Below are 26,434 nucleotides of genomic sequence, written 5' to 3' on the forward strand. Positions count from 1 at the left end.
TGCATAGTATGCGCATGATTGCATATTCAGTACAGGATCACCGCTGAAACACGGATACTGAGGAACATAATCATGCACACGAAGAAGATTCTCGCCACGCTCACCCTGGCCGGCACAGTTACCGCAATGGCGGCTTGCGCAGATCCGACGACAAGCAGCAATTCCGAGAACGCCCCGTCGGCAACCGCGTCACGCACGGCATCCTACGACGTGTCCACGATTCCGACCGTCGACGAGATTGCAGCACTCATTCCTGACGACATCAAGAAACGGGGCACCCTGCGCAACGGAGCGTCAACCGGATACGCACCCGCCGAATATATGGACACCGACGGACAGACCCCCATCGGATACGACGTCGACATCAACAAGGCGCTCGCCAAGGTCATGGGTTTGAATGCCGGAGAAACGAAGCACTCGGAATTCCCGACGATCATTCCCGCTCTCGGCACGAAGTTCGACGTGGGCATCTCATCGTTCACCATTACCTCCGAGCGCGAGCAGCAAGTCAACATGGTCTCCTACCTGAATGTCGGATCCGCATGGGGCGTCGCCGCTGGCAATCCGAAGAACTTTGACCCGTCCGATCCGTGCGGCTCGACCATCGCAGTTCAGACTGGCACTGCTCAGGAGGAGTACGCGGCCACCCTCTCCGACGAGTGCGTTGCGGCTGGCAAGGAAAAGATCACCGTCATGCCTCACGAGCTTCAGACGGATATCGCCACCAAGCTGATCGGCGGTCAATACGACGCGACCCTCGCCGACTCAACGGTCATTGGCTACACGAGCTCACAGTCTGCCGGCAAGATTGAGCAGCTTGGCGACACCTTCGAGTCGGCGCCGCAGGGTGTGGCGGTCGCGAAGGATGATGCGCAGCTTGCCGAAGCGGTCCAGAAGGCCATGCAGTACCTCATGGACAACGGCTACCTCAATGACATTCTGGCGTCCTACGGCGCCGAGAATGCAGCACTGACGACAGCTGCACTCAACCCGAGCATCGACTGACTCGTGGCACACTACGCATAATATGCATTTAAATGCATATGGGTGCATAATGGTAGCAATCACGGGCTACGGCCCGCTCCCATCGGAAGGCAGATCATGACTATCTCGAAGGCACACGCCCTCATCGTCCTCGCAGCCGCAGCTGCTCTCCCCCTCGCCGCCTGCGCGGATCCGACGTCGACCAACTCGTCGACCAGCGGATCGGACAGCTCCTCGGCCGCGGCAACCACGGCCTCGTACGACGTGTCGAAGATCCCGACCGTCGACGAAATCGCCGCGCTCGTTCCCGACGAGGTCAAGGAGCGAGGCACGCTGCGTAACGGCGCCTCCGCCGACTACGCGCCCGCGGAGTTCCTCGGTGACGATTCGCAGACCGCGCAGGGCTACGATGTCGACATCAACAAGGCGCTCGCCAAGGTCATGGGCCTGAACGAGGGAACGACCAACCACGCCGAGTTCCCGACCATCATTCCGGCTCTGGGCACCAAGTTTGACGTGGGCATTTCCTCCTTCACGATCACCTCCGAACGCGAGGAGCAGGCAAACCTCATCTCCTACGTTGAGGTGGGCTCCGCCTACGGAGTGGCCGCCGGCAACCCGAAGAACTTCGATCCGACCAACCCCTGCGGCAAGACGATCGGCGTCCAGACCGGCACAGCGCAAGAAGATTACGCAACCGAACTCTCCGAGCAGTGCGTTGCCAACGGCAAGGACAAGATCACCATCATGCCGCACGACCTGCAGACCGACATTACAACGAAGGTCATTGGCGGCCAGTACGACGCCACCTTCGCCGACTCGACGGTCATCGGTTACACCGCAAATCTCTCGAGCGGCAAGATCGAGCAGGTCGGCGGCGTCGTCGAGTCAGCCCCTCAGGGCGTGGCCGTCAACAAAAACGACGAGCAGCTGACGCAGGCCGTCCAGAAGGCGATGCAGTACCTGATGGACAACGGCTACCTGAAGGACATTCTGGCAACGTACGGCGCCGAGAACGCTGCGCTGACCACCGCCGAGCTGAACCCGGCGACGAACGACTGAGGATCTCATGGCAACCATCAAAAACGGCGTTGAGCTGATCGACGCGAAGCCGGTTCCCCGGCCGGGCAGGTGGGCGAGCGCAATCGTCGCGGCAATCCTTGCGGCGATGGCGGTCCACGCGCTGGTGACGAACACGAACTTTCAGTGGCAGGTCGTCTTCCAGTGGCTGTTCTCGCGTTCGATCATGCAGGGCGTGCTTTTCACGATCATTCTGACGGTCCTCGCGATGGTTGTTGGCACCGCCCTGGCCATCACGATGGCCATCATGCGTCAGTCCGTGAACCCGGTTTTGCGCTGGGTCGCGATGGCCTACATCTGGTTCTTCCGTGGGACGCCTATCTACACGCAGCTGATTTTCTGGTCGTTGCTTCCCACCCTGTATCCGACGCTGTCTTTCGGCGTACCCTTCCTCGGCTCACTGTGGGGATGGGAACTCACGTTTGATACGGCAACGTACTTCACGCCGTTTTGGATGGCATTCATCGGCCTCGGCCTGAACGAAGGCGCATACCTCGCGGAGATCATGCGTGCGGGTCTGCTGAGCGTCTCCAAGGGCCAGTGGGAGGCCGCCACAGCGCTGGGCATGCCGCGCGCGACGATCTTCCGTCGCATCATCTTGCCGCAGGCGATGCGTGTGATTGTGCCGCCGATCGGCAACGAAACCATTTCGATGCTCAAGACGACCTCGTTGGTCTCGGCGATCCCTTTCACCCTCGAACTAACATTCATCGCGCGTCAGCGCGGACAGGCGACGTTTGCACCGGTACCGCTCCTGATCGCCGCAGCGATCTGGTACCTCGTTATTACGAGTCTCCTCATGTGGATTCAGTCCTTTATTGAGAAGTACTACGGTAAGGGCTTCGAGCGTCGCGACAACGCCGGGACGGACTCCCCCGCCGCATCCTCCTCCACCGATGAGGATGACGAAGCCACAGCCACCAAGCTCAAGTTTTTGGATGTGACACCATGACGACCACGACGCCCATGGTCTCCGTTCGCGGAGTCCACAAGTTCTTCGGCGACCTACACGTCCTGCGGGGCATCGACCTGGATATTGCTTCCGGCGAGGTCTGCGTCATCCTGGGCCCGTCGGGCTCGGGCAAGTCGACGCTCCTGCGCTGCCTGAACATGCTCGAGGACATCAGCGCCGGACGCGTGTTCGTGGACGGCGAGCTGCTCGGCTACCGCGAGGACGAGAATGGCGTCCTGCACGAGCGTCACGATAAGGAGATCGCTGCTCAGCGTTCTCGAATCGGCATGGTGTTCCAGCGCTTCAACCTCTTCCCGCACAAGACCGCACTCGAAAACGTCATGGAGGCGCCCATTCAGGTCCTGAAGCGTTCAAAGAGCGAGGCACGCGCTCAGGCTCTTGAGCTTCTCGATCGAGTGGGGCTTGCTGATCGCGCGGACCACTACCCTGCCGAGCTGTCCGGAGGTCAGCAGCAGCGTGTCGCGATTGCCCGTGCGCTCGCCATGGATCCGGAGATCATGCTCTTCGACGAGCCGACCTCCGCGCTCGACCCCGAACTGGTCGGTGAGGTTCTCCAGGTCATGCAGGACCTGGCCGCATCCGGCATGACAATGGCGGTGGTGACGCACGAGATCGGCTTCGCCCGCGAGGTCGCCGACCAGGTTGTCTTCATGGATGGCGGCGTCATCGTCGAGGCCGGAGCCCCCTCCGAAGTCATTGACAATCCACAGTCGGAGCGCACGAAGGAGTTCTTCTCCAAGGTGCTCTAAGGCTTACGACGAGGCCGGGGCTGGGTGTTCCCAGTCCCGGCCTTTGTCGTCGCCGCGCCACAGTGGGCGTCGTCGTGGCGATGTTGCTGTCAGGTGAGGGTAACGAGATCCAGGTAGCTGTCGTCCCACAGGTCCTCATCCGCGTCGGGCAACAGCAGGACGCGCTCGGGGTTAAGGGCCGTGACAGCGCCAGGGTCGTGCGTGACGAGGATGACGGCGCCCTCGTAGTCGCGCAGGGCCGCAAGGATCTCCTCACGCGAGGCGGGGTCGAGGTTGTTGGTCGGCTCGTCGAGGAGAAGGACATTGGCACCCGAAACGACGAGGGTCGCGAGAGCAAGTCGTGTCTTTTCACCGCCGGACAGAACGGACACTGGCTTCTCGACGTCGTCGCCCTGGAACAGGAATTGACCGAGGATGTTGCGCACGTGCGTGTCATCGAGGGTTGGCGCTGCCTCGGCCATGTTCTCACGGATGGTACGGCTGTCGTCGAGGGTCTCGTGTTCCTGTGCGTAGTAGCCGAGCTTGAGCCCGTGACCGGGCACGACGCGTCCTGAGTCGGGTTCTTCGATGCCGGAGAGCAGACGCAGCAGCGTCGTCTTACCGGCGCCGTTCAGACCGAGGACGACCACTTTGGAGCCGCGGTCGATCGCGAGATCGACGCCGGTGAACACTTCAAGCGAACCGTACGACTTGGAGAGTCCCTCGGCGGTAAGAGGCACACGCCCCGAAGGAAGGGGATCCGGAAAGCGCAGGCGTGCGACCTTCTCCTGAGCAACCTCGGCACCGGCCTGGGCAAAAAGCTCCTCAGCGCGGCGCAGCATCTGTTGAGCTGCGACAGCCTTCGTGGCCTTCGCCCGCATTTTCTCGCCCTGCGCCTTGAGGTGCTCGGCCTTCTTCAGGGCGTTCGCGCGCTCCTTGCGGCGACGGCGTTCGTCTTCTTCGCGCTGCTTGAGATAGGCAGACCACCCCAGGTGGTAGATGTCCATCTGGGCTCGGTTGGCGTCCAGGTAGAACACCTGGTTGACGGTGTCGCCGAGCAGCTTGACGTCGTGGGAGATGATCATGACGCCGCCAGGGAATGTCTTGATCCAGTCACGCAGCCAGACGATCGAGTCGTGATCAAGGTGGTTCGTGGGTTCGTCGAGGAGCAGCACGTCGGCGTTCGAAAACAGCACGCGCGCGAGCTCGACACGGCGACGCTGGCCGCCCGACAGCGTGTCGAGAGTCTGGTCCAGGACACGGTCTTCGAGGCCGAGAGAGTGGGCAATCTGGGCGGCCTCGGCGTTGGCCGCCCATCCACCGGAGTTGGTGAACTGCTGGTCGAGCTTGACGTAGCGTTCCATCGCGCGCTGCTGACGAGCGCCCTCGGTCGTGGACATCTCGTGTTCAGCCTTGCGGATCCGCGCGATGATGGAGTCGATCCCACGTACCGAAATGATGCGATCACGTGCCTTCATCTGTGGGTCACCAACGTGCGTATCCTGCGCGAGGTAGCCAACAGTACCGTTGGAGGTGATTGTCCCCGTATATTCGGCTGCCCCACCGCGATCAGCTTCGCCAGCGAGAAGACGCATCGTCGTCGTCTTACCGGCACCATTACGGCCGACGAGACCGATGCACATGCCTTTATCGATGCGGAAGCTCGCATGGTTGACGAGCTCACGGGCGCCAATACGCAATGAAAAATCCTGGACGTTAATCACCCTCCAAGAGTAGAGGGAGGGGTGCCTGTGGGCGAATCAACCCACGCCGGTAGGCCCCCCGATGCGCGCTACCGCACGACGAACAGGCACAATGGATGCTGAGTATTACCGTTTTTTGATTCACCCAGCGAGGTTTCACACCATGTCTGACAGCCCCATTCCGTCTGGATCGGCGCGCCCCACGCGCGCCCTCGACATCGTCTCCGTTGCCTTCGTGGCGCTGCTGCTCATCTCGAATATCGCCGCGACCAAGGCGTTCATGCTCGGCACGTCCACGCACTATCTCATCTTCGACGGAGGCGCGATCCTCTTCCCGCTGACGTACATCATCGGCGATGTGCTCTCAGAAGTGTACGGATTCGCACGCGCGCGGCGCGTCATCATCATGGGTTTTGTTGCTTCGCTTCTGGCGTCCCTGACGTTCTTTATCGTTCAGTACCTGCCTCCCGCCCCCGATTACGAGAATCAGGATGCCTTCGCGGCTGTTCTCGGCGTCGTGTGGCGCGCGGTTCTGGCATCACTCGTTGGCTACCTGGCGGGTCAGCTCCTCAACTCCTACGTACTTGTGTGGATTCGCCGCCGCTGGGGCGCGAAGCACCTGTGGGCTCGACTCATCGGCTCGACAATCGTCGGCGAAGCTGCAGACACGATCCTGTTCTGCACGATTCTGTTCTACGGCGAAATGACGCTGGGGAACTTCATCAACTACACGGTCACCGGTTACTTCTACAAGGTTCTCCTTGAGGTCGTCCTGCTGCCCCTCACCTACCCGGTCATTGCCGCCATCCGCCGCACCGAGGGCCTCAAGAAAGATGAGGTCTTCGACTGATGAATGAGAACTGGCTGTCCTCTCCCGCTCCCGAGCAACTCACTCCTTTCGAGGCCCCGGCCTCGTCGGGAGGCCACTCCCCCGACCGTGGTTTCACGATCGGACGCCGCCTCGACGCACACGGCGGTCTCGGGCGCACCGGCGTTGTGCATACAGCACACGGAGACATCCGCACCCCGGCCTTCATTCCCGTTGGCACGAAAGCGAACGTCAAGGCACTCACTCCCGAGATGGTGAGAGGACTGGGTGCGCAAGCTGTGCTCGCCAACGCCTACCACCTGTATTTGCAGCCCGGTTCTGACATCGTTGACGAGGCAGGCGGCTTCGGACAGTTCATGAACTGGTCGGGTCCCACCTACACAGATTCCGGCGGCTTCCAGGTGTTGTCGCTGGGCGCCGGCTTCAAGAAGGTTCTCTCCCAGGAGTTCTCCGGAAAAGCCGACCCAACCGACCCAAAGGTCCAGATGCAGGCCATCAAAGCCTCCAATGCGGTCGTCGACGACGACGGCGTGATCTTCTCCAGCCATATCGACGGCACGAAGCATCGCTTCAATCCCGAGGTGTCGATGGGGATCCAGCACCAGCTTGGCAGCGACATCATGTTTGCCTTCGACGAGCTCACGAGCCTCCTGCACCCGCGCTCCTACCAGGAAGAGTCGCTTGAGCGCACGCACGCCTGGGCGGCGCGCTGCCTCGCCGAGCACAAGCGCCTCACCGACGAACGCTCCCACAAGCCGTATCAGCAGCTATGGGGCGTCATTCAGGGTGCACAGTGGGAGGACCTTCGCCGATCGGCCGCACGCACGATGGCCGACATGGAAGTAGACGGCCAGCGCTTCGACGGATTTGGCGTCGGCGGTGCTCTCGAAAAGGAAAATCTCGGCACCATCGTGTCGTGGGTGTGCGAGGAGCTGGGCGAGGATCGTCCACGTCACCTGCTCGGTATCTCCGAGCCGGAGGATCTCTTTGCGGGTGTGGCCGCAGGGGCGGACACCTTCGACTGCGTCAACCCGTCACGCGTGGCGCGTAATGCAGCTATCTACACCCCCGATGGGCGTTTCAACATCACCAACGCCCGCTTCAAGCGTGATTTCACCCCGCTTGTCGAGGGCTGCGGATGCTACACCTGCACGCACTACACGCGCGCTTACCTCCATCATCTCTTCAAGGCCAAAGAGATTCTGTCGGCGACGCTGGCCACGATTCACAACGAGTGGTTTACCCTGCGTCTTGTCGACGGCATCCGCGCCTCGATTGAGGAGGGCTGTTTTGATGAATTCCGTTCCGATATGCTCGGCCGCTACGAAGCCGGTCGACGCCGCTGACAGTTGGGAGCAGCCATGAGCTTTAACGACAATATTCGCTTGGATCCATCCCGTGTCGGCACTTCCGGTACCGGACGAAAGGTCGCTGGGGCCGGCGGAGGCTCCCTCCTCGGGGTTCTTCTGATTATCGGTTTTTCCTACTTCACGGGCATCGATCTGACGAGCCTCCTGTCGTCGTCACCCCAGACTTCTCCCTCCTCTGGATCGTCGGTGGACGTCTCCTCATGTCAGACGGGCGCGGATGCGAACCAGCGCGTCGAGTGCCGTATGGTGGCGACCGCACAATCCCTCGACGCGGTATGGAAGACACAGCTCTCCGCTCAAAACACCGGCGTGACCTACGAGCTTCCCGACTTCCAGATCTTCTCGGATTCGGTGTCGACCGCGTGCGGTAGCGCTACGAGCGCAGTTGGTCCGTTCTACTGCCCCGGGGACTCCACCGTCTACCTGGATCTCGGTTTCTTCAACGACATGGTCTCCCAGTACGGTGCCTCCGATTCGGTGCTCGCACAGGAGTACGTTGTGGCCCACGAGTGGGGGCATCACATCCAGAATCTTCAGGGAGTTTTCCGTGTCCACGACACGCGTGAGACGGGCGCACAGGGCGTCGGCGTCCGCAGCGAGCTGCAGGCGGACTGCTACGCGGGGGTGTGGATGCATTGGGCTTCGAATACTCCCGATCCCGCGACGGGGACGCCCTATCTGAAGACGCCCACCGCCGATCAGGTGCTGGGCGCGCTCCAAACCGCCGAAGCCATCGGTGACGATCGTTTGCAGACCAAGTACCAGGGCACCTCCAATCCGGAGAGCTGGACGCACGGTAGCGCCGAGCAGCGTGCGACGTGGCTGCAGCGTGGCCTCGACACGGGCGATATCTCGACCTGTGACACCTGGAGTGCGTCTCGGGTGTGAGGAATTCTGTGGCTCGGTACAATTGAGTGCGCCGATCCGCAGGAGGAAGACATGACACGCAGCATCGTTGAGCAAGCTCACGACATGTACGATGCGGTCCCCTACGAGGTGCCTGTTCCAGAGAAGTCCCTCTACAGCCTGTTAGATGATGCTGCGCGCCTGTACCCGGATCGGGTCGCCATTGATTACTTTGGCGCGACGACCACTTACTCACAGGTTCGTAATCAGGTGCTGAAGGCCGCGCGGGTTCTGCACGAGGCCGGGGTGCGCGCCGGGGATACGGTCGCTATCGCGCTTCCCAACTGCCCGCAGGCTTTTGTCGCTTTCTATGCCTGCATGCGTATCGGAGCTGTTGCTGCGCAGCACAACCCGCTAGCGCCCACTGCGGAGGGTGCGGGGCAGTTGGCTCGCCATCGCGGTACGGTCGCAATCGTCTGGGAAAAGTGTGTCGACACCTATCCTCTCGATGTCCTGAACACCGTGTTCACGGTGGACATTTCGTATGGAATGCCCGCCTCGCAGCGCTTCCTGCTCACGCTCCCCGTCGCTCGGGCACGTGAGACGCGCGACCAGCTGCGCGGGCCCGTTCCGTCGGGGACACGATCGTGGGACCGTGCTGTTGCCTCGTCGACTCCGATTGCGTCATCCCATCCGCTGCCGTCTGGGAGCGACCGCGCCGTCATCCTGCACACGTCTGGCACCAACGGCGTTCCCAAGTCCGCTCCCCTCACGCACCGCAACATCGGCGTCAACGTCAATCAGTGCATGTTCTGGGTGTGGAAGCTCCACGAGGGCGCGGAGACGTTCTTCTCTCTGCTCCCCTACTTCCATGCGTTTGGGCTGACCTTTTTCCTGTGCGCTGCGGTCCGCAAGGCGGCGACGCAGGTCCTTCTGCCTAAGTTTGACGCACAGATGGCCCTCGACGCCCACAAACGTCGTCCGGTGTCTTTCTTCGTCGGCGTCCCTCCGATGTTCGAGCGCATCCTGCGCCAGGCGCGCAAGACGCACACGGACATCTCCTCCATCCGTTACTCGGTGGCGGGCGCGATGCCTCTGTCGACCGCGCTTGCTCAGCAGTGGGAAGAAGCCACCGGCGGCATGATTGTCGAAGGCTATGGCCTGTCCGAAACCGCTCCGGTGCTCACGGGTGCCCCCCTGTCCGACAAGCGCCGCCATGGAGTGCTCGGAGTGCCGTTCCCGTCAACGCAGCTGCGCCTCGTCTCCCTCGAGGATGACACCGTTGACGTCGAGGACGGCCAGCCCGGCGAGATCATTGTGCGGGGTCCCCAGGTCTTCGATGGATACCTCGACGCTCCGGACGAGAGTGCGCGCGTCTTCACCTCCGAGGGCTGGTTCAAAACCGGTGACATCGGAGTGAACAACGATGGGTTCATCACAATGGCGGACCGCAAGAAGGAGCTGATTCTTTCCGGCGGTTTCAACGTGTACCCGTCACAGGTGGAGGCGGCAATTCGTTCCCATCCGGCCGTCGCCGACGTCGCTGTTGTCGGTATACCTGTGTCCGACGCGACAGAAGAGGTTGCCGCAGCGGTCATCATGGAAGACGGCAGCGCGCCACTCACGCTCGAGGAGGTGCGTGCCTGGGCTGAGAAGACGATAGCCCACTACGCACTCCCCCGTCAGCTGGTCGTCATCGCCGAGCTTCCCCGTAACCAGATGGGTAAGATCCTGCGCCGCAAGGTTGCTCAGCTCGTGCGCGACAGGCTCGGACGCTGACTTCGTCTGGGTGGACTGCCGCCGAACGCTTCGGGTCTAGGCGGGCCACCAGATACGCACCAGGGGCAGGAGCGCCCGTGTTTCTTCATCCACCCGGTCGTACACGTCGGTGTACAGCCGCACGAAGTCGTCCAGGTCGATCAGGCGCACCGGAATATTCGAGCGATCAGCCTCCAGGCGTGCATCGCGGGTGAAGCCTCCCGTCGAGACGTAGAGGCCTCGGTCTCCGGGGCGCAGCCCGCCGATGAACGAACGAATTTCTGGCGTTCCCATCGCACTCTTGCGGTGTTTGACCTCAGCGACGATGTGCGGCGACTCGAGGCCGAGTGCGTCCGGCGTTGCGATGACGTCGCGACCACCGTCCGGTCCTCGTGCCGTGATGCGCGAGTAGTATCCCATCGCGCGCAGCAGGCCAGCGGTGAGCGCTTCCATCTGATCCCACTCGAGGTCAAGAACGCGGTCCTTGATGCGTTCGATGCCGTCTTCCGCCGATGCAGCCCGAGCATCATCATCGAGGCCAACAGGCTGCGTCTCGTCCACACGTGAGTTTTCGACCACCTGGACGTCACCGCTAGTGCGCTGGACCTGTGGCGCTCCTCCCCATCCCTGAACGCCTGCCGCACGGGCGAGCTCGGCCGCCACTTCCTCGGAGATTCGGAAGATTGTGGTGCCGGCGCCGAGGCGTGCGCGGGCATCCGTGGGCAGCGCATCACGGCTCGCTGCCCCGTACCACTGGACGGGACGCACGTAAGATACTTCGTCATCGGTGGACTCGTACCAGTCCCCGGTCACGCGGCCAATCAGGTACTCGCGAGTGCCGGGATCATAGGTCACGACGCGGGTGCCCTCCGTCATGTCCGCCAGGAAATGGTGCACCTGGGAGGCCGCAGAAATCACCGATGCGGCCGACTCTGTGGGATGAGCGAGCGCGTGTGCGTCGCGGAGCTGTTCGTAGCTCATACCGCGAACATCCCGGCCGCCAAAAGTCCAGCGGATCGCGACGATACCCGTGTCTCTCCACAGCTGTGCGTATATTCCGCCGTGGCCAGCCCGGACCATCCACACGCTCATGGCTACACCTCACCTTCTCTTGCTCCAATGTCGCCACGGTCACGTTACCGCGAATATGTGGAGGGCGCAGACGATAGGCGTTCGGATAGGGCAGTCCCTGCATAGATGCGTGTCCTCGGCGCCGAGGGGCACCGGGGACACACATCTTGTCACTTGTCAGACGTTGAAGCCAATCGCGCGCAGCTGCTCACGGCCGTCCGGCGTGATGCGATCCGGACCCCACGGCGGCATCCAGACCCAGTTGATCTGCACCTCGTCGGTGACCCCAGACAGGATCGTCTGTGCCTGACGCTCGATCACATCGGTGAGCGGGCATGCCGCGGATGTCAGCGTCATGTCGAGACGCACCTGGTTCTCTGAGCCAATAACGACGCCGTAGACGAGGCCGAGATCGACAATGTTGATGCCGAGCTCGGGGTCGATGACGTCCTTGAGGGCTTCCAGCACGTTTTCTGCGGCAAGCGTTCCCTGCTCGATGACGTCGGTGCCGTCGATCTGGCGAGTGGGCACCTCGGCGCTCGGAGTTTCCGGCTGGGCGGGCGCGCCGAAGCGTTGCTCAACCGGCTCAGACTGAGCCATCGGGTTACTCATTCCTGTTCCTTTACTGATCGGCGGGCTCGCCCGCAGTGGAGATATCGATACCAGACTTTGCCATCGCGTCGCGCAGCGCGTACCACCCCAGGAGGGCGCACTTGACGCGATTCGCGAATTGGGAGGTGGATTCCAGAGCGGCCGCGTCCCCCAGGTCGTCGAGAATTTCGTCGTCGACGCCGAGGTTGCGCGAGTGCATCATGACTTCCATGTCTCGGTAGAGACGACCGATTTCCTCGGCAGACTTGCCTTCGGTCAGGTCGGTCATCATGGACAGCGAAGCGCGCGAGATCGAGCAGCCGTCGCCGTCCCATTGGAGGGCAGCGAGGTGGTCGCCGTCGAGCGTGACTCCGAGGGTGACCTCGTCACCGCACGTGGGGTTGACCTGGTGCGAGGACGCGTCCATGCCCGACGGATCGCCCGCGCCGTGCTTCTCACGAGCGTGATCCAGGATCACCTGCTGATACAACTGTTCAAGACTGCCCATGGTTTCCTTTCGTACCCACCGATTGCTAGCAATTCTACTGACCGAAGAAGCCGCGCACCTTCGACAGGCCATCGACGAGGCGTTCGATTTCCTCACCGGTGGTGGTCGGAGCGACCGACGCGCGAGCGGAGGAGCGCACCTGGAAGAAGGTATGGAGTGGAATCGCACAGTGGTGTCCGACGCGAACGGCCACGTCCACGGAGTCCATGAACTGGCCGACGTCGTGCGGGTGAACCCCTTCCACCGCGAAAGCAACGACGCCGATTCGGTCAACATCTGAGTCGGGTCCCAGCACCTTGATCCCGTCAATCGACGAGATACCGTCGAGCATCATGGAAGTGAGGGCATGCTCGTGGGCCTCCACTCGGTCCATACCGAGTGTCGACAGGTAGCGCAGGGCCTCAGACCAAGCAGCAATCTGTGCGACGGGCTGCGACCCTGCTTCGAAGCGCTCGGGCGGCGCCATGAAGGTCGATTCCTCCATGGTGACCCACTCGATCATGGAACCGCCGGTAAGCACTGGCGGCATAGCAGCGAGCAGCGAACGGCGTCCCCACAGTGCACCGGCACCCGTGGGGCCCAGCATCTTGTGGGATGAAAACACGGCGAAGTCAACGTCGAGCGTCGACAGATCCAGAGGCATGTGGGCACTGGACTGACAGGTGTCGAGGAGAATCAGAGCGCCGACGGAGCGAGCGGCCGCCGTCACGGCAGCGACGGGCGAGACGGCGCCGGTCACGTTGGATACGTGGGTAAACGCAACCAGTCGAGTGTTCGGTGTGATGACGGAGAGAGTCTCCAGGTCGATTCGGCCGTCGGGCGTCAGATCCAGCCACGCGAGCTCGGCACCCGTGCGCTCACACAGCTGCTGCCACGGAACGATGTTCGCGTGATGCTCGGCGCGGGTGCACACGATGCGATCGCCAGGCCCCACGCGCAGAGCGGCCGACTCCGAGCCTCCCATCCCCTGCGATGCGTGTCCCATGGAGAGAGCCACCAGGTTGATCGCCTCGGTCGCGTTCTTCGTCCACACGACCTCGTCGGGGGCGACGCCCACGAACGAGGCCAGGGTGCCCCGAGCGCTCTCAAAAGCGTCGGTCGCCTCGTCGCCGAGAAGGTGCGTACCTCGGTGGACCGCGCCGTTGCTACGGCGGTAGAAGTCGGCCTCGGCGTCGATGACGCACGCAGGCTTCTGCGAGGTCGCAGATGCGTCGAGGTACGCAATGGGCGCGCCGCCGCGCCCGACGCGACTCAGAATCGGAAAGTCCGATCGAATCGCGTCGAGCTCGGCGGCGGTGAAGTCCGTAGACACGGTGATCAGAGACCCAGGTACTTGTCGTAGCCGTTCTCTTCGAGCTCGTCGGCCAGCTCGGGGCCGCCCTGAGCGGCAACGCGGCCGTCAACGAACACGTGAACGTGGCTGGGCTTGATGTAGCGCAGGATGCGGGTGTAGTGCGTGATCAGCATGACGCCGCAGCCGGTCTCACCGTGGACGCGGTTGACGCCCTCGGACACGATACGCAGAGCGTCAACGTCGAGGCCGGAATCGGTCTCGTCGAGGACGGCGAAGGAGGGCTTGAGGAGCTCCATCTGAAGGATCTCGAGGCGCTTCTTCTCGCCACCGGAGAAGCCGACGTTGACATCACGCTCGGCGAAGTCGGAGTCCATGCGCAGGTTCTCCATGGAGCTCTTCATGTCCTTCACCCACGAGCGCAGAGCCGGAGCCTGACCGTCGATGGCGGTCTTGGCGGTGCGCAGGAAGTTGGAGACGGACACGCCAGCGACCTCGACGGGGTACTGCATGGCCAGGAACAGGCCAGCCTTAGCGCGCTCATCGACGCTCATCTCGGTGATGAGCTGGTCGTCGAGCCACGCCTCACCCGAGGTGATCTCGTAGTCGGGGTGACCGGCCAGAGCGTAGGCCATGGTGGACTTACCGGAACCGTTGGGGCCCATGATGGCGTGGATTTCGCCGGAGTTAATCGTCAGGTTAACGCCCTTGAGGATTTCCTTAGGGCCCTCGGCGGTCTCGACGGAGACGTGCAGATCCTTAATACGCAGAGTCGACATATGTATTCCTTACAGCTCAGTTGTTACGGGACTTGGCCAGCTCGGCCTCGACGGTTGCCATGAGGTGGTCAACCACCTCGGGGACGCCGATCTGATTGATCAGTTCGGCGAAGAAGCCGCGCACGACCAGGCGGCGTGCCTCGTGCTCAGGAACACCACGGCTCATCAGGTAGAACAGCTGCTCGTCGTCGAAACGGCCGGTCGCGGACGCGTGTCCGGCGCCTTCGATTTCGCCGTTCTCGATCTCGAGGTTGGGCACGGAGTCGGCCTTGGCGCCCTCGGTGAGCACCAGGTTGCGGTTGAGTTCGTAGGTGTCCGTGCCGTCAGCGGCCTCGCGAATGAGGCAGTCGCCAATCCACACCGAGTGTGCGTCCTTGCCCTGGAGGGCACCCTTGTAGGTGACGCGCGAGAAGCACTTCGGGTGGGAGTGGTCAACGAACACGCGGTGCTCGAGGTGCTGGCCGCCGTCCACGAAGTAGATGCCGAGCATGTTGAGCTCGGCGCCGGGGCCGCGGAAGTCGGTGTCGGCACACACGCGCACGAGGTCGCCGCCGAAGCTAACAACGATGTGCGTGAGCTTGGAGTCACGGCCGAGCGCCAGACGCTGGTTCGAGGCGTGCAGAACGGTGTCGTCCCATTCCTGGAGCGACACGACCGTCAGGTTCGCACTGTCGCCGGTCTCGACCTCGACGGTCTGGTTGAGCGCAGCCTGCGCGGAGCCGGTGTGCGACAGGATGACGGTCGCCTTGGAGAACTTGCCGGCGCGGATCACGAGGTGCTGCGCGCGCGTGCCTTCGACATCCGCGACGTTGATGCGCACGGGCGCGTCGAGCTCGGCCTCGGCCGGGATCTCGACGACGGTCGCCTGCTCGAATCCGTTCCAGGCAACGACCGCCGTGCGGTCGCCGGGGGCCAGCACGGTTCCAAGACGCTTGTCGTCGCGCGACACGGTTTCGACGACGACGGGAGCCGGAGCATCAACCGTCACGGGAGCGTCGCCGGCGTCGTAATTGGCAGGCTCAAACAGGCGCTCGATGCGACGCATCGGGGTAAAACGCCAGTCCTCTTCGCGGCCGTGAGGCACCGCAATATCGTTCAGGTCGAACGAGGTCGGACGGTCCGCGCGCGACGGGTGAGCCTTCTCGGCATCGGCCCCGTGCGAGTGGGCCTTGTTCATGGTGTCGACAATAGTGTTGGGGGTCGTCATCAGCCGACGGATCCTTCCATCTGCAGTTCAATGAGGCGGTTAAGCTCGAGGGCGTACTCCATCGGTAGCTCCTTGGCGATCGGCTCGACGAAGCCTCGAACGATCATCGCCATGGCCTCGTTCTCATCGAGGCCTCGGCTCATCAGGTAGAAGAGCTGGTCGGCGCTCACCTTGGTGACGGTAGCCTCGTGGCCCATCTCGACGTCGTCAGTGCGCACATCGACGTAGGGGTAGGTATCGGTACGCGAGATCTTGTCGACGAGCAGGGCGTCACACAGAACGTTCGACTTGGAGTGGCGGGCACGAGCGTTCACCTGGACGAGGCCACGGTACGACGTGCGGCCGCCGCCGCGCGAAACGGACTTGGACACGATCGACGAGGACGTGTGAGGCGCCATATGCACCATCTTCGCGCCGGTGTCCTGCTGCTGGCCGGGGCCTGCAAAGCCGATGGACAGGGTTTCACCGCGGGCGTGCTCACCCATGAGGAAGCAGGCCGGGTACTTCATGGTGATCGCGGCACCCATGTTGCCGTCGACCCATTCCATGGTGCCGCCCTCTTCGACGATCGCACGCTGGGTGACGAGGTTGAGAACGTTCGTCGACCAGTTCTGGATGGTCGTGTAGCGCACGCGGGCATCCTTCTTCACGAAGATCTCGATGACACCGGAGTGCAGCGAGTTCTCGTCGTAAATCGGGGCGGTGCAGCCCTCGACGTAGTGCACGTAGGAACCCTCGTCAGCGATGATGAGCGTGCGCTCGAACTGACCCATGGCGGAGGTGTTAATGCGGAAGTACGCCTGCAGCGGGATCGTCACATGGACGCCCTTGGGCACGTACACGAAGGAGCCACCGGACCAGGCGGCCGTGTTCAGCGCGGAGAACTTGTTGTCGCCAGCGGGCACACACTTGCCGAAGTATTCCTCGAAGATCTCGGGGTATTCGCGCAGGCCAGTGTCAGTGTCGGTGAAGATGACGCCCTGGCGCTCCAGGTCTTCCTGGATCTGCTGGTAGACGACCTCAGACTCGTACTGGGCGGCGACGCCAGAGACCAGACGCGACTTCTCGGCCTCGGGGATGCCGAGGCGGTCGTAGGTGTCGCGGATTTCCGCGGGGAGATCTTCCCAGTCGTTGACCTGACGATCGGTGGGGCGCACGTAGTACTTGAATGCATCGAAGTCCACGTGAGACAGGTCCGGACCCCACGCGGGCATCGGCTTGCGCTCGAACAGCTCGAGCGCCTTGAGGCGGCGCTCACGCATCCACTGCGGTTCGTCTTTCACGTCAGAGATGAAGCGGACGATTTCTTCGTTAATGCCGGTGGGGACGTCCTTGGAGTAATCGTCGGAGTCGTGCCAACCGTACTCGTAACCGCCGATCGACTCGATGATCTCGTCATCGGTCATACGACGATCGTCAGCGCCCGAGGCGGGTGCCTGCGTCATTGTTGTATCAACCTCTCGTTCTTAACAGTGTGCTACTTGCGTCGCACGTTCCGCGCTCCGGGGCGGATCACGGGCATACCCACGGGAATGTGGGTCGTGCACACGTGTCCCCCGCCCGCGAGCGTGGAGAGTCTTTGGACGTGGACATCGAGCAGCTTGCCAAAGGCAAGCGTCTCGGCGTCGCACAGCTGCGGGAAATCTCCCGCGACATTTTGAATCGGGCAATGGCCCTGGCATAGCTGGACGGCGAGCGTTCCCCCGCCGATGTCGCGGACGGTGGCCGCGTAGCCGTCCTGCGTGAGCGCGTCGGCGAGGGCCTGCGCGCGAACGCGCGGATCAGTCCCTGCGTCGCGGACGATCGGGGCGTATCGACGCTCGATCTCGCGCGAACGTGCTGCCGCGAAAGATTCAACTGCCTCTTCTCCCCCGAGCTGCCCAAGATACCCCAGCGCCTTGGAAGCGAGATCGGAGTAGCCGTCGGCCAGGTGAATGTGCGCACGCTCTGTCGCCACGTAGTGACGGGCAGGTCGCCCACGCCCGCGCTTCGAGGGGGCACCGGGTTCGTGCTCGGCGATCTCCTTGGACTCGAGCAGCAACGTGACGTGGCGCCGAACGGCAGCGGTCGTCAGCCCTAAGACCTTCGCAATCGACGAGGCCGTGACCGGCCCCTTTTCGACGATGAGATCGAGCACTTGCTGTCGGGTTGTGGCGTCTGATTCTTCTGCCACGTGTCCTCCGCTCCGACGCTCCATTGCTGCGCCTCTGTGTGCTTTTCTCTGGGAATGAGTGTACGCCAATTTAGATAAATAGGCGTTGCGAAAAGCGTATCGGAGTGTCGGACAGCCCACACGTCGAGGGACTTAGGGCCTACGGTCGGATGTCTACCGCATCCACGGGGCGTCGGCAGGGCGCAAGCCCTCCCAATTGCGACCGCGAGCCGCATGCGCCGCAAGGATGCCGATCACGGCAGACGGGCTGTGCAGGCGCCCCTCCAGCACCATGTCGAGGGCCTGAGAAAGAGAGACCCAGGCGTACTCCATCGTCGCTTCCTCGTCTTCGCGATCGAAGACCGAGCCCGTGGCTTCGAGGTCGCGGGCGAGGAACACACGCAGAGGCTCGTTCGTGCCTCCTGGAGAGGTCAGGAAGTCGACCAGCACCTCCCAACGGCCAGCCTTCATGTCGGCTTCCTCAGCCAGCTCTCGCTCGGCAGCAAGAAGGGGATCTTCGCCCGGAATGTCGAGCAGGCCCGCGGGAATCTCCCACAGGGTCGCCTGGACCGGGTGACGGTACTGGCGCTCCATCAAGATCTCTTCAGCGCCGGCCTCCCCACGCATTGCGACAACGGCCACGGCTCCGGGATGACGGGTGTACTGGCGAACGACGGGCTCCTGCCCCTCAACGACGACAACGTGGTCCTCGACCATGTCGACGATGCGACCGCTCCACACGATTTCGCTCGCTGCAACCTCGTGGGGGCTCGGCTGATCCGCGATGGCTGCGGCCTGGGCGCTAGACAGGAAATGCATGAGGCTCACTCTCATTCAACTCGTCGGTGTGGATCGAGTATAGGCCCTCGCCTCCAGGTACGCGAAGGCGTTGCCCAACGGCGCACGCTTGTGACAGCAAACGGCCCCGCTCACCCATTCATTGGGTGGCAGGGCCGCGTGCTCTCACGCTGATGGTGGCCTACTTCGTCGGCGGAATCACCGACTGTGCGCCGTTTCCGACGCCGAATGCGCGCGCGGTCGTCGCGGGACTCGCCAACGCGAGAGCAGTATCGACAGTTGCAAGAGTCGTGCCGACCGAGTCAACAGTCGTCACAACGGTGCCGCTCGCGCGCACCTGGCTCACCATCGCCTCGCGCGTCGAGGCGTCGCCCACGAGAACGCCCGAGGTCGAACCGACAGCCTGAGCCAGGCCGACCCACGCGTCCGAGTTCGATGTCACCGCTGCGGGCGTCGCGTTGGAAGCAGCCGCGGCCTGTGCGCGCGGGCCAACCGCGACGATCGCCGTGGCACTTCCGTTCGCGTCCTCGTCGACGGTCATGATCGGCGTCGAATCGTCCGTGAGGATCTGACGCAGGAGATCAGTCTCCGAGCCGGTCGAGGTCAGCACCTGGATGATCGAGTATCCAACGACGCCGTCAGCGCTAGCGGTCTTGGCCGCGGGCGACGCGAGGTGAGACGCAAGCGTTGTGGACAGCGTCGTGCGGTACTGGCTCATCGACGTGGACTGCCAGTTGTCGCTCAGAGTCACGCGTCCGACAACACTCGCGCCGGCGTCAGTGAGCGTCGAGCGCAGCGCGCTCACGTCGTCGTCAGATGCACCGGGCAGCACAACGAGAGCAACCTTCGCCCCAGCCAGGGAGCCCGACAGCGCCGACGAAGCAAGAGCCTTGAGGCCGGCTGCCTCGGCATCGGCCTGGGCACTGAGCTGAGGATCGGTGGCAGCGGTGCTCGACGACGTACTCACTCCGGCCTGGATGCGGCTCTGGAGCGGACCGGCGCCCAGAACGACGCCGACCGCAAGCGCGATGAAGATCCCGATGATCGAGACGACGTGGTAACGGAAGTTAATCATTGGGTTCCTCCAGCGGAGTGCATCAGCGAGACGAAGAAAGAAGTGACCGGGTGCAGGAGGTCGTTACCCCACGGGGTGGACCACAGCGCGACACCCATGAGTGCGATCGCGACCAGGGCGAGGAGCACGAGGCTCCAGCCGCGCGGGCGCGGACGGAAGGAGGCTGCAACCGCATGTGCACCGATAAGGCGCGAGCCGACCGCAAGACGCGAGAAGAAAGCGGGGGCAACAAGCGCACGCCCCGCATCAACGAGCTCGGCCTCCCCATAGGAAACACCCGCCGTCACGACGGCTGGGGCGCCCGAATGCGCCGCGACGACGAGCGCCGCGTCGAGGGATGTACCGGCCATCGCCACCTGCTCGTAAACGACACCCATGCGATCCAGACGCTGGGAGCCCGGCGCGAGGCCATCGCCGCCAACCCGCACGATGAATGCACGCGCGCGTCGAATAGCCTTCTCACTCATCAGCTCCGCGTCACCCACGACAAGGTCGAGGCTGAGACGAGCTTTCAGCGCGACGTCAGCACCGGCATCGACGGCGATCACGAACGGATCAGCCTCGGAGCGCCACCGGGCGAGCGCTTTGAGTTCAGCGGCGGCCTCACTCGACCCAGTCACGAGAAGAACCGGCCGCTTGCCCAAGCCATCAATCGAAGGAACGCCCTCGCCGCGCAGGACGGTCGCCCCATCCTTCGCCAGGTAGTCCTCGACGGAGCCTTCGAATCCTGCGAATAGCGCGCGCGAGTCCGCAACATCAACATCCAGGTCGTCGGCGGATACGGCCCTGCCCGTAGCGATAACTCCCCCGTCGACGAGCACCTTGCCGCCCGTCACCGTGACATCCTGGCCTTCACGCAGTGACATGATGTCCTGGCCGAGGTCGTCAACCAGGGTGATGCCTGCGTCCAGAATGAGGCGGGGGCCCAGAGCTGCGACGCGGCCGGTCAGCGATGGCTGCGCATTGAGGACCGCAGTGGGCGCGGCCTCAACCAGCGCAGCTGCGCTGTCGCGGTCCAAATCGGCAACGTTGATGACAGCGATCTCGCCACGTTCTAAACGTGTCGCCAGGTGCTTGGGACGGTCGTCAACGCGTACGCGTCCCGACCGGGCCTTTGATTCCTTTGAAAGTGTTTCACTCATCCCTGCGATTGTGACACGGCAGAAGCCAAGACTTGCGAAGCGTGGCGGCGCGCCGCAGCCGAGTGCGGATCCCCACCCATCATGCGAGTCAGTTCGGCTTCGCGCTCATCGCCACGCACCTCGCGCACGTTGGTCGTGCCGTCGTTCTTTTCGATGACGAGGTGCTGGTCTCCAAACGCGGCGACCTGGGCCAGGTGAGTCACGACGATCACTTGACGCGACGAGGCGAGGCGCTTGAGACGCGCACCGACCTCCGTCGCGGTCTGGCCACCGATGCCTGCGTCGATCTCGTCAAAAATAAACGTGGACGAGGCCTCGGTCCGCCCGAGCATCAGCTCAAGGGCGAGCATGACGCGCGAGAGCTCGCCGCCCGAGGCCCCCTGACCGAGAGGACGGGCAGGAGCATGCGGATGTGGCTGCAGCCGGAAGACGACGGTCTCGCACCCATTGGACGTTGGCTTCGTGGGCTCACAGTCGATCTGCAGAGTCGCGTCAGGCATCGACAGTGCGTGAAGCTCCTCGTTCACACCCGCAGCCAACTCTTGAGCGAGGCGAGCGCGCGACTGCGTCACCCGGCGCCCACACTCAAGCACGCGCTCCTGGGCAGCCGCAAGTTCACGTTCGACGGTTGCTGGATCCGAGCCGGGCGACGACAGCTCGTCCACGCGGGCGCGCGCTTCGTCAAGCCACACAAGGAGCCCGTCGATATCCGCGGCCCGGCCGCGCAGTGCGTCCTTGATCGCTGCGCGTCGCGCATGAATCTGGGCGAGCCTCTCCGGGTCCGCGTCAAGACGCGACACGTACGACGAAACGTCATCGGCGAGGGCTTCCAATTCGAGTACCTGGTTGCGTGCCCGCCCCACGAACTCAGCCACGGCCTCGTCGAAACGTGCTGCATCGTCGAGTTGCGCGTAGGCGTGACGGGCTGCTTCAACAGCCCCCGCATAATCGCCCCGATCATCGCCCTTCAGGTAGCCAAGTGCCACACCGACGAGGGCTCGAAGATCCTCCACGTTCGTGAGGCGTGCTGCCTCGCGGACGAGAGTTTCTTCCTCACCGCTCACGGGGTCCAGTTCCTCGATCTGCTGAATTGCCGCTCGAAGATCCTCAAGTTCCTCGGCTCGTTCGCTCGCGTCGCCACGCAGCGAATCCAGGCGATGCTTGACGTCGACGGCGTAGCGGAAAGCGCTGCGGTACTCCTCGAGCAACGCTGCGTGGGACTCGCCTCCAAACTGATCGAGGGCACGGCGCTTGGCGGCCTCCCCCGTCAGGCGGATCTGGTCGGCCTGCCCGTGGATCGTCACCATCGACCCAACGATGTCCGTCAATACCGATGCAGGCACGGGACGCGATCCGAGGTGCGCGCGGGAGCGACCTGCAGCACGCACCGAGCGGCCGACAATCAGCTCACCACCCTCGACGAGCCCGCCGCTCTCCTCAACGCGTGCTGCAACCTCCTCGCTCACCGAGAAAATGCCGTCGACGGACAGGCGATCAGCACCCGAGCGCACGAGCGCAGCATCCGCGCGAGCGCCGAGCAGCAGCTGCAAGCTTGACAACACCATCGTCTTACCCGCACCGGTTTCACCCGTGACGACGATAAGGCCCTCACCAAAGTCGACGTGAGCAGACTCGATAACGCCGAGATGAGAAATATCGAGCGACTCGATCACCGGGGACCATCCCTCCACCCGCGCACGGGGAGATTGAACTTGCGAACAAGACGCGCGGAAAACGGCGTATCGTCAATGCGCACGAGCTGAACGGGTGAGGAACCGACGCGCGCACGAACCACTCCCCCAGCCGGAACAGTCATGCGCCGAAGGCCATCACACCACATCTCGGGGGGCGTCCACATGTCGTCGAGAACGACGATCTCGACGCACGCCGAAGGACCGACGACGAGGGGGCGCGTGAAAAGCCCATGGGCGGCCAAAGGAGCGACGACAATCGCTTCAGTATCAGGCCACACGACCGGGCCACCCGCAGAAAACGAGTAGGCGGTGGAGCCGGTCGGCGTGGACAGGATCATGCCGTCCGCCCCGTACGTCGACACTTCCTGGCCGTCGACGACAAGGGCGAAATGGACGGGGTGCGCCACGTCGGTGTGCATGACGACCGCTTCGTTGAGTGCCCAGTCGTCAGCCTTCGACCCGTCGGGACGTTCCATCGTGACATCGAGTGTCATCCGTCGTTCGACCGAAAAGTCGCCATCGGCAATCTTGCGTGCGAGATCGCCCGTGCCCTTATCACCGAGTTCCGTCAGGAATCCCATGTGGCCAGCGTTGATACCAAGAAGGGGGACATCCAGAGCACGCGCACTCGACGCCGCAACGAGGAACGTCCCGTCGCCGCCAATCGACAGCACCATATCGATGCCTCCGAGTGACGCGTCGTCGACGACCTCGATACCGCGCTCATTGAGAGCCTCGGTGAGGCTCACAGCGCTTGTCATCGCATTGGGACGATGACGATGGCGCACCATCAAGACACGGGTCATGAGTGTCCTCCAGCGGGACCAGCCTGAACTGCCTGACGAATGTAGTCGGTCAAAGCAGACGGGTCGATCGGTTCGGGATGGTTGCGGCGCATGTGCACGAAATACTCGACGTTGCCGCTCGGGCCGGGAAGTGGCGAGGCCGCGATAGCAGCGATATCGAGCCCCAAGTCAATGGCGCATCGGGCGACCGTTTCGACCGTTTCCACGTGGTGCTCAGGATTGCGTACCACTCCCCCGTGACCGAGTCGTTCCTTTCCGATCTCAAACTGAGGCTTCACCATCAGCAAGAAGTCAGCATCGGGCGCTGCTGCGGCGACGAGAGCCGGAAGAACAAGCGTCAGAGAAATGAACGACATATCACCCACGACCAGGTCGGGGGCCGGAGCGACGGAAGCAGGATCGAGAGTACGCACGTTCGTGCGATCATGAACCTCGACGCGGGGATCGGATTGCAGCTTCCAGGCAAGCTGGCCGTATCCCACATCAACCGCAACAACGGAAGCCGCACCGCGTCGCAGAAGCACGTCTGTGAAGCCACCTGTTGATGCGCCAGCGTCGAGAGCTCGACGGCCTTCGATCAGCGGCGCCTTATCACCGAGCGCGTCGAGGGCACCCGCTAGCTTATGGGCACCGCGCGAGACGTATTCGGGATCATCAGATTCTTCGACGACGATCGCCTGGGCGGGATCCATCTGCCGGGCAGGCTTCACAACGACCTGCCCATCCAGCTTGACGCGCCCATCTTCAATCATCTGAGCGGCTGCCGACCGCGATTTCGCAAGACCACGGCGCACGAGTTCCGAATCAATGCGACGAAGCTTCACGCGTCACTCCGATCCTCATGAGACACGCGAAGATGCCCGCCGGGCACGTTCGCGCCGGCTGGGGCATCGGCAGACAGGGCCCGGCGCAGATCGGACTCGATGGCCCGCAACGTCTCAACTTGCGCTGACGCTGCGAGCTCATCGAAACCGACAAGCCGGGCTTCTGTCTGTTCGCGAAGGGCCATCAGGCCTCGTCGTCCATATCGGCCGTCGCTTCAAGAAGCTGCTCGAGCTCCTCCTCACCGGGCAGGAACGCGGGTGTCTGCGCACCCGGCTCCGGCAGATTGTCCGCGTCCGCGGCGACATCGAAGAAATCGTTGTCGTCCTCGGGCTCAACGGACGGCTCGGGCGCCGTGACGATGCCCGCCGGGTCATCGTTGCTCACAACGGTGATCTCAGGGCACGACGGGGCGGAGCCAGCCGCATCTGCGTACTCCCATGCAGCCGCTGCGAGCGCGCGGTAGGAGTCGATCGTGATGGTCACGGGCTCGGTGAGCTCGACGTCGTCGAGCGTCAGGACACCGGAGCGCTCCACCTTCGCCACCTGCGAAAGACCGCACGTCCAGGTACCGTCACGATGATGCTTCGGAGCCGGGTGCGCCTCAAGGAGGCCGCGCATGTCGATCGCGAGGTAGCTCGGACGCTGACCGCGAGGCGCACGAATGACGTCGCGAGCCATGTGGACACCAGTCAGAACGTGCATAGCGGGAACACCAGCGGCAACCGCACCCATGATGTCGGTCTCGAGGCGGTCACCCACGGCGAGCGGGTTCTGCGCGCCGACAAGTTCGCTCGCACGACGGTAGATGCCGGGCTCAGGCTTGCCGCCAGCGGTCGGACGCTTGCGCGTCGCATGCTGGATTGCGCGCACGAGAGAGCCATTGCCCAGCGCCTGACCGCGCTCGACAGGGAGCGTCGCGTCGAGGTTGGACGCGTAGAATGCCGCGCCACGCTCGATAGCGAATGCGCCCTCGGAGAGAAGCGCCCAGTTCACCTGCTTGTCGAGGCCCTGCACGACAGCTGCAGGCTCATCGTCCGCGCTGTCAACGAGGACGAATCCGCGCTCTTCCAGGGCCAGGCGCAGGCCAGCGCCACCGATCACGAGGACCTTGGAACCTTCCGCAAGCTCCTCGGCCATGATCGCGGCGATATCCATCGCGGACGTCATGACCATGTCAGCGGTAGCCTCAAAGTCCATGCTGTTGAGCTTGTCGGTGACCTGTGCGGGCGTACGCATCGCATTGTTGGTGACGAACGCCGAGGCCATGCCAAGTCCGCGCGCCTCAATGACGGAGGCAGCCGCGTGCTCGATGCGCTCGTCCCCCGACCAGGCGGTGCCGTCGAGGTCAAGGAGCGCACAGTCGTAGTCCTCAGCCAGAGCGTTGCCGGTGCCGCGCAGCGGAGAACGCTTGCCATCGACATCCGCATCCTGGTACAGGGCCACGTCGATAATCTCAGCGTCTTCGGCAATGACGGGCATAGCGGCGATGACATCAGCAGCCTCGTCATCGCGCCCAAGCTCGGTGAGACGCTCGGCCTTAACCTCCATGAGGCGACGACGCAGCTCGTCGTCCACCGACGACGGGAGTGCGGCAAGAGCATCATCAACAATCACGAGGCCCACATCGGACTGTCCGAGGTCCGCACGAGCGCCCGAAGAGACAAGAACGAGCTCGACCTGCTCGGCAAGATCGAGCGACGAGGCATCGGTAGCGTCGATAATCTCAACGGCCTTCTCGGGGTGGCCGAGGCCTCGTTCGGCATCGGCCTCAACCGCACGCAGGGAGGAATCGCCACGCATACGGCGTACAGCGCGCACCTCGCGCAGCGCTTCCTCGTACCGTCCGGATGCGTAAGCAGTCAGCGCAGCGGCCTCACGCACGACGTCGACGCGTCCGGCACGGGAAACTGCGGCCTGTGCGTGCTGGTACGCAGCTTCGGGATCAAGATCGATCAGCTGACCCGCCATGACGAGATGCCGAGCAACAATGTCGCGATTGGGGCCCGACAGAGTCGTGAGCGCGCGCAGTGCATCGCGATCCAGTTCATCGGCGCTGACGCCGGCGGGAATCGTCGGCTCATTGCCGTTAGGCGAGACGTACTCGTCCGTCGAGGAGTAGGACTTGTAAGAAGCGTCCTTCCTGCGGTCGTCACGGAAGTTGCCTCGGCGATCATCACGCTGCTGGAACCCACCGCGTCGGTCATCACGACGCTGATAACCGCCA

At 63.3% G+C, this 26,434-nt stretch carries 24 protein-coding genes; 8 read left to right on the forward strand and 16 right to left on the reverse strand.

Annotated features, from left to right (window positions below; genetic code table 11):
* Positions 1-72: 72 nt before the first annotated feature.
* The 4 genes from HMPREF1137_RS03675 to HMPREF1137_RS03690 all read left to right on the forward strand — a co-directional run bounded on the left by HMPREF1137_RS03675 (position 73) and on the right by HMPREF1137_RS03690 (position 3,786).
* Positions 73-1,005: an ABC transporter substrate-binding protein gene (locus tag HMPREF1137_RS03675; RefSeq protein WP_007589082.1), complete on the forward strand. Its 933-nt coding sequence runs from the start codon at positions 73-75 to the stop codon at positions 1,003-1,005.
* Positions 1,006-1,101: 96 nt separating this feature from the next.
* The gene (locus HMPREF1137_RS03680) at positions 1,102-2,046 is read left to right on the forward strand and encodes an ABC transporter substrate-binding protein (RefSeq protein WP_007589081.1); all 945 of its coding nucleotides are present in this window, start codon (positions 1,102-1,104) and stop codon (positions 2,044-2,046) included.
* Between the two features lie 7 nt (positions 2,047-2,053).
* Positions 2,054-3,016, forward strand: a complete 963-nt coding sequence (locus HMPREF1137_RS03685; protein ID WP_007589088.1) for an amino acid ABC transporter permease — start codon at positions 2,054-2,056, stop codon at positions 3,014-3,016.
* Positions 3,013-3,786: an amino acid ABC transporter ATP-binding protein gene (locus HMPREF1137_RS03690; protein WP_007589050.1), complete on the forward strand. Its 774-nt coding sequence runs from the start codon at positions 3,013-3,015 to the stop codon at positions 3,784-3,786. The genes HMPREF1137_RS03685 and HMPREF1137_RS03690 overlap by 4 nt, the downstream gene beginning before the upstream one ends.
* An 89-nt stretch (positions 3,787-3,875) precedes the next feature.
* Here the strand turns inward: HMPREF1137_RS03690 and HMPREF1137_RS03695 are convergent, their stop codons facing one another.
* On the reverse strand, positions 3,876-5,489 hold the full coding sequence (locus HMPREF1137_RS03695) for an ABC-F family ATP-binding cassette domain-containing protein (RefSeq protein WP_007589083.1): 1,614 nt from the start codon (positions 5,487-5,489) through the stop codon (positions 3,876-3,878).
* Positions 5,490-5,631: 142 nt separating this feature from the next.
* Here HMPREF1137_RS03695 and HMPREF1137_RS03700 point away from each other — a divergent pair, with 142 nt between their 5' ends.
* Genes HMPREF1137_RS03700 through HMPREF1137_RS03715 form a run of 4 tightly spaced genes read left to right on the forward strand, consistent with a single transcriptional unit; the run spans position 5,632 to position 10,292 of the window.
* Positions 5,632-6,318 carry a queuosine precursor transporter gene (locus HMPREF1137_RS03700; protein WP_007589116.1) on the forward strand — a complete coding sequence of 229 codons (687 nt, stop codon included), beginning with the start codon at positions 5,632-5,634 and terminating at the stop codon, positions 6,316-6,318.
* On the forward strand, positions 6,318-7,643 hold the full coding sequence (tgt, locus tag HMPREF1137_RS03705; RefSeq protein ID WP_007589039.1) for a tRNA guanosine(34) transglycosylase Tgt: 1,326 nt from the start codon (positions 6,318-6,320) through the stop codon (positions 7,641-7,643). The genes HMPREF1137_RS03700 and tgt overlap by 1 nt, the downstream gene beginning before the upstream one ends.
* Before the next feature lie 15 nt (positions 7,644-7,658).
* Complete coding sequence (gene ypfJ / locus HMPREF1137_RS03710) at positions 7,659-8,555, forward strand: KPN_02809 family neutral zinc metallopeptidase (protein ID WP_007589107.1); 897 nt, start codon at positions 7,659-7,661, stop codon at positions 8,553-8,555.
* Positions 8,556-8,606: 51 nt separating this feature from the next.
* A complete protein-coding gene (locus HMPREF1137_RS03715; protein WP_007589084.1) occupies positions 8,607-10,292 on the forward strand; it encodes an AMP-binding protein in 1,686 nt (561 codons plus the stop codon).
* A 36-nt stretch (positions 10,293-10,328) separates the two neighbouring features.
* On the opposite strand, the gene HMPREF1137_RS03720 is transcribed toward HMPREF1137_RS03715, so the two are convergent.
* The 15 genes from HMPREF1137_RS03720 to HMPREF1137_RS09760 all read right to left on the reverse strand — a co-directional run.
* A complete protein-coding gene (locus HMPREF1137_RS03720) occupies positions 10,329-11,363 on the reverse strand; it encodes a restriction endonuclease (protein ID WP_007589118.1) in 1,035 nt (344 codons plus the stop codon).
* Between the two features lie 156 nt (positions 11,364-11,519).
* Positions 11,520-11,954 carry a metal-sulfur cluster assembly factor gene (locus HMPREF1137_RS03725; RefSeq protein WP_007589100.1) on the reverse strand — a complete coding sequence of 145 codons (435 nt, stop codon included), beginning with the start codon at positions 11,952-11,954 and terminating at the stop codon, positions 11,520-11,522.
* A 10-nt stretch (positions 11,955-11,964) separates the two neighbouring features.
* Positions 11,965-12,441, reverse strand: a complete 477-nt coding sequence (gene sufU / locus HMPREF1137_RS03730; RefSeq protein WP_007589048.1) for a Fe-S cluster assembly sulfur transfer protein SufU — start codon at positions 12,439-12,441, stop codon at positions 11,965-11,967.
* A gap of 34 nt (positions 12,442-12,475) precedes the next feature.
* Positions 12,476-13,753, reverse strand: coding sequence for an aminotransferase class V-fold PLP-dependent enzyme (locus tag HMPREF1137_RS03735; RefSeq protein WP_007589074.1), 1,278 nt, complete (start codon positions 13,751-13,753; stop codon positions 12,476-12,478).
* Between the two features lie 5 nt (positions 13,754-13,758).
* Positions 13,759-14,511: a Fe-S cluster assembly ATPase SufC gene (gene sufC, locus HMPREF1137_RS03740; protein WP_003792331.1), complete on the reverse strand. Its 753-nt coding sequence runs from the start codon at positions 14,509-14,511 to the stop codon at positions 13,759-13,761.
* Between the two features lie 16 nt (positions 14,512-14,527).
* Positions 14,528-15,718 carry a Fe-S cluster assembly protein SufD gene (gene sufD / locus HMPREF1137_RS03745; RefSeq protein ID WP_007589052.1) on the reverse strand — a complete coding sequence of 397 codons (1,191 nt, stop codon included), beginning with the start codon at positions 15,716-15,718 and terminating at the stop codon, positions 14,528-14,530.
* Positions 15,718-17,163 carry a Fe-S cluster assembly protein SufB gene (sufB, locus tag HMPREF1137_RS03750; RefSeq protein ID WP_007589038.1) on the reverse strand — a complete coding sequence of 482 codons (1,446 nt, stop codon included), beginning with the start codon at positions 17,161-17,163 and terminating at the stop codon, positions 15,718-15,720. Before sufB ends, sufD begins: the two co-directional genes overlap by 1 nt.
* 32 nt (positions 17,164-17,195) lie before the next feature.
* Positions 17,196-17,915, reverse strand: coding sequence for a helix-turn-helix transcriptional regulator (locus HMPREF1137_RS03755; protein ID WP_007589062.1), 720 nt, complete (start codon positions 17,913-17,915; stop codon positions 17,196-17,198).
* Positions 17,916-18,044: 129 nt separating this feature from the next.
* The gene (locus HMPREF1137_RS03760; RefSeq protein WP_007589042.1) at positions 18,045-18,689 is read right to left on the reverse strand and encodes an NUDIX domain-containing protein; all 645 of its coding nucleotides are present in this window, start codon (positions 18,687-18,689) and stop codon (positions 18,045-18,047) included.
* Between the two features lie 160 nt (positions 18,690-18,849).
* Positions 18,850-19,743, reverse strand: a complete 894-nt coding sequence (locus HMPREF1137_RS03765; protein WP_007589070.1) for a copper transporter — start codon at positions 19,741-19,743, stop codon at positions 18,850-18,852.
* Entirely contained in the window at positions 19,740-20,885 is a 1,146-nt protein-coding gene (gene steA / locus HMPREF1137_RS03770) for a putative cytokinetic ring protein SteA (RefSeq protein WP_007589080.1), read from the reverse strand. The genes HMPREF1137_RS03765 and steA overlap by 4 nt, the downstream gene beginning before the upstream one ends.
* Positions 20,882-22,558 carry a DNA repair protein RecN gene (gene recN / locus HMPREF1137_RS03775; protein WP_007589079.1) on the reverse strand — a complete coding sequence of 559 codons (1,677 nt, stop codon included), beginning with the start codon at positions 22,556-22,558 and terminating at the stop codon, positions 20,882-20,884. The genes steA and recN overlap by 4 nt, the downstream gene beginning before the upstream one ends.
* Positions 22,555-23,385, reverse strand: a complete 831-nt coding sequence (locus tag HMPREF1137_RS03780) for an NAD(+)/NADH kinase (protein WP_007589077.1) — start codon at positions 23,383-23,385, stop codon at positions 22,555-22,557. Before HMPREF1137_RS03780 ends, recN begins: the two co-directional genes overlap by 4 nt.
* On the reverse strand, positions 23,382-24,209 hold the full coding sequence (locus tag HMPREF1137_RS03785; protein ID WP_007589073.1) for a TlyA family RNA methyltransferase: 828 nt from the start codon (positions 24,207-24,209) through the stop codon (positions 23,382-23,384). Before HMPREF1137_RS03785 ends, HMPREF1137_RS03780 begins: the two co-directional genes overlap by 4 nt.
* A 184-nt stretch (positions 24,210-24,393) precedes the next feature.
* On the reverse strand, positions 24,394-26,434 hold a 2,041-nt coding region (locus HMPREF1137_RS09760), incomplete at its 5' end, for an HAD-IIA family hydrolase (protein WP_007589060.1).

Origin of the sequence: Actinomyces sp. ICM39 (assembly GCF_000282935.1) — a bacterium.
Lineage (GTDB): Bacteria > Actinomycetota > Actinomycetes > Actinomycetales > Actinomycetaceae > Pauljensenia > Pauljensenia odontolytica_B.

Bases quoted from the DNA above. Each gene is read 5' to 3' on its own strand.
- HMPREF1137_RS03755 (WP_007589062.1), bottom strand. From the start codon at position 17,915: ATGGAGCGTCGGAGCGGAGGACACGTGGCAGAAGAATCAGACGCCACA.
- HMPREF1137_RS03725 (WP_007589100.1), bottom strand. From the start codon at position 11,954: ATGAGTAACCCGATGGCTCAGTCTGAGCCGGTTGAGCAACGCTTCGGC.
- sufU (WP_007589048.1), bottom strand. From the start codon at position 12,441: ATGGGCAGTCTTGAACAGTTGTATCAGCAGGTGATCCTGGATCACGCT.
- steA (WP_007589080.1), bottom strand. From the start codon at position 20,885: ATGAGTGAAACACTTTCAAAGGAATCAAAGGCCCGGTCGGGACGCGTA.
- HMPREF1137_RS03685 (WP_007589088.1), top strand. From the start codon at position 2,054: ATGGCAACCATCAAAAACGGCGTTGAGCTGATCGACGCGAAGCCGGTT.
- HMPREF1137_RS03715 (WP_007589084.1), top strand. From the start codon at position 8,607: ATGACACGCAGCATCGTTGAGCAAGCTCACGACATGTACGATGCGGTC.
- HMPREF1137_RS03680 (WP_007589081.1), top strand. From the start codon at position 1,102: ATGACTATCTCGAAGGCACACGCCCTCATCGTCCTCGCAGCCGCAGCT.
- ypfJ (WP_007589107.1), top strand. From the start codon at position 7,659: ATGAGCTTTAACGACAATATTCGCTTGGATCCATCCCGTGTCGGCACT.
- sufB (WP_007589038.1), bottom strand. From the start codon at position 17,163: ATGACGCAGGCACCCGCCTCGGGCGCTGACGATCGTCGTATGACCGAT.
- HMPREF1137_RS03690 (WP_007589050.1), top strand. From the start codon at position 3,013: ATGACGACCACGACGCCCATGGTCTCCGTTCGCGGAGTCCACAAGTTC.
- sufC (WP_003792331.1), bottom strand. From the start codon at position 14,511: ATGTCGACTCTGCGTATTAAGGATCTGCACGTCTCCGTCGAGACCGCC.
- sufD (WP_007589052.1), bottom strand. From the start codon at position 15,718: ATGACGACCCCCAACACTATTGTCGACACCATGAACAAGGCCCACTCG.
- HMPREF1137_RS03780 (WP_007589077.1), bottom strand. From the start codon at position 23,385: ATGACCCGTGTCTTGATGGTGCGCCATCGTCATCGTCCCAATGCGATG.
- HMPREF1137_RS03720 (WP_007589118.1), bottom strand. From the start codon at position 11,363: ATGAGCGTGTGGATGGTCCGGGCTGGCCACGGCGGAATATACGCACAG.
- tgt (WP_007589039.1), top strand. From the start codon at position 6,318: ATGAATGAGAACTGGCTGTCCTCTCCCGCTCCCGAGCAACTCACTCCT.
- HMPREF1137_RS03675 (WP_007589082.1), top strand. From the start codon at position 73: ATGCACACGAAGAAGATTCTCGCCACGCTCACCCTGGCCGGCACAGTT.
- HMPREF1137_RS03760 (WP_007589042.1), bottom strand. From the start codon at position 18,689: ATGCATTTCCTGTCTAGCGCCCAGGCCGCAGCCATCGCGGATCAGCCG.
- HMPREF1137_RS03765 (WP_007589070.1), bottom strand. From the start codon at position 19,743: ATGATTAACTTCCGTTACCACGTCGTCTCGATCATCGGGATCTTCATC.
- HMPREF1137_RS03700 (WP_007589116.1), top strand. From the start codon at position 5,632: ATGTCTGACAGCCCCATTCCGTCTGGATCGGCGCGCCCCACGCGCGCC.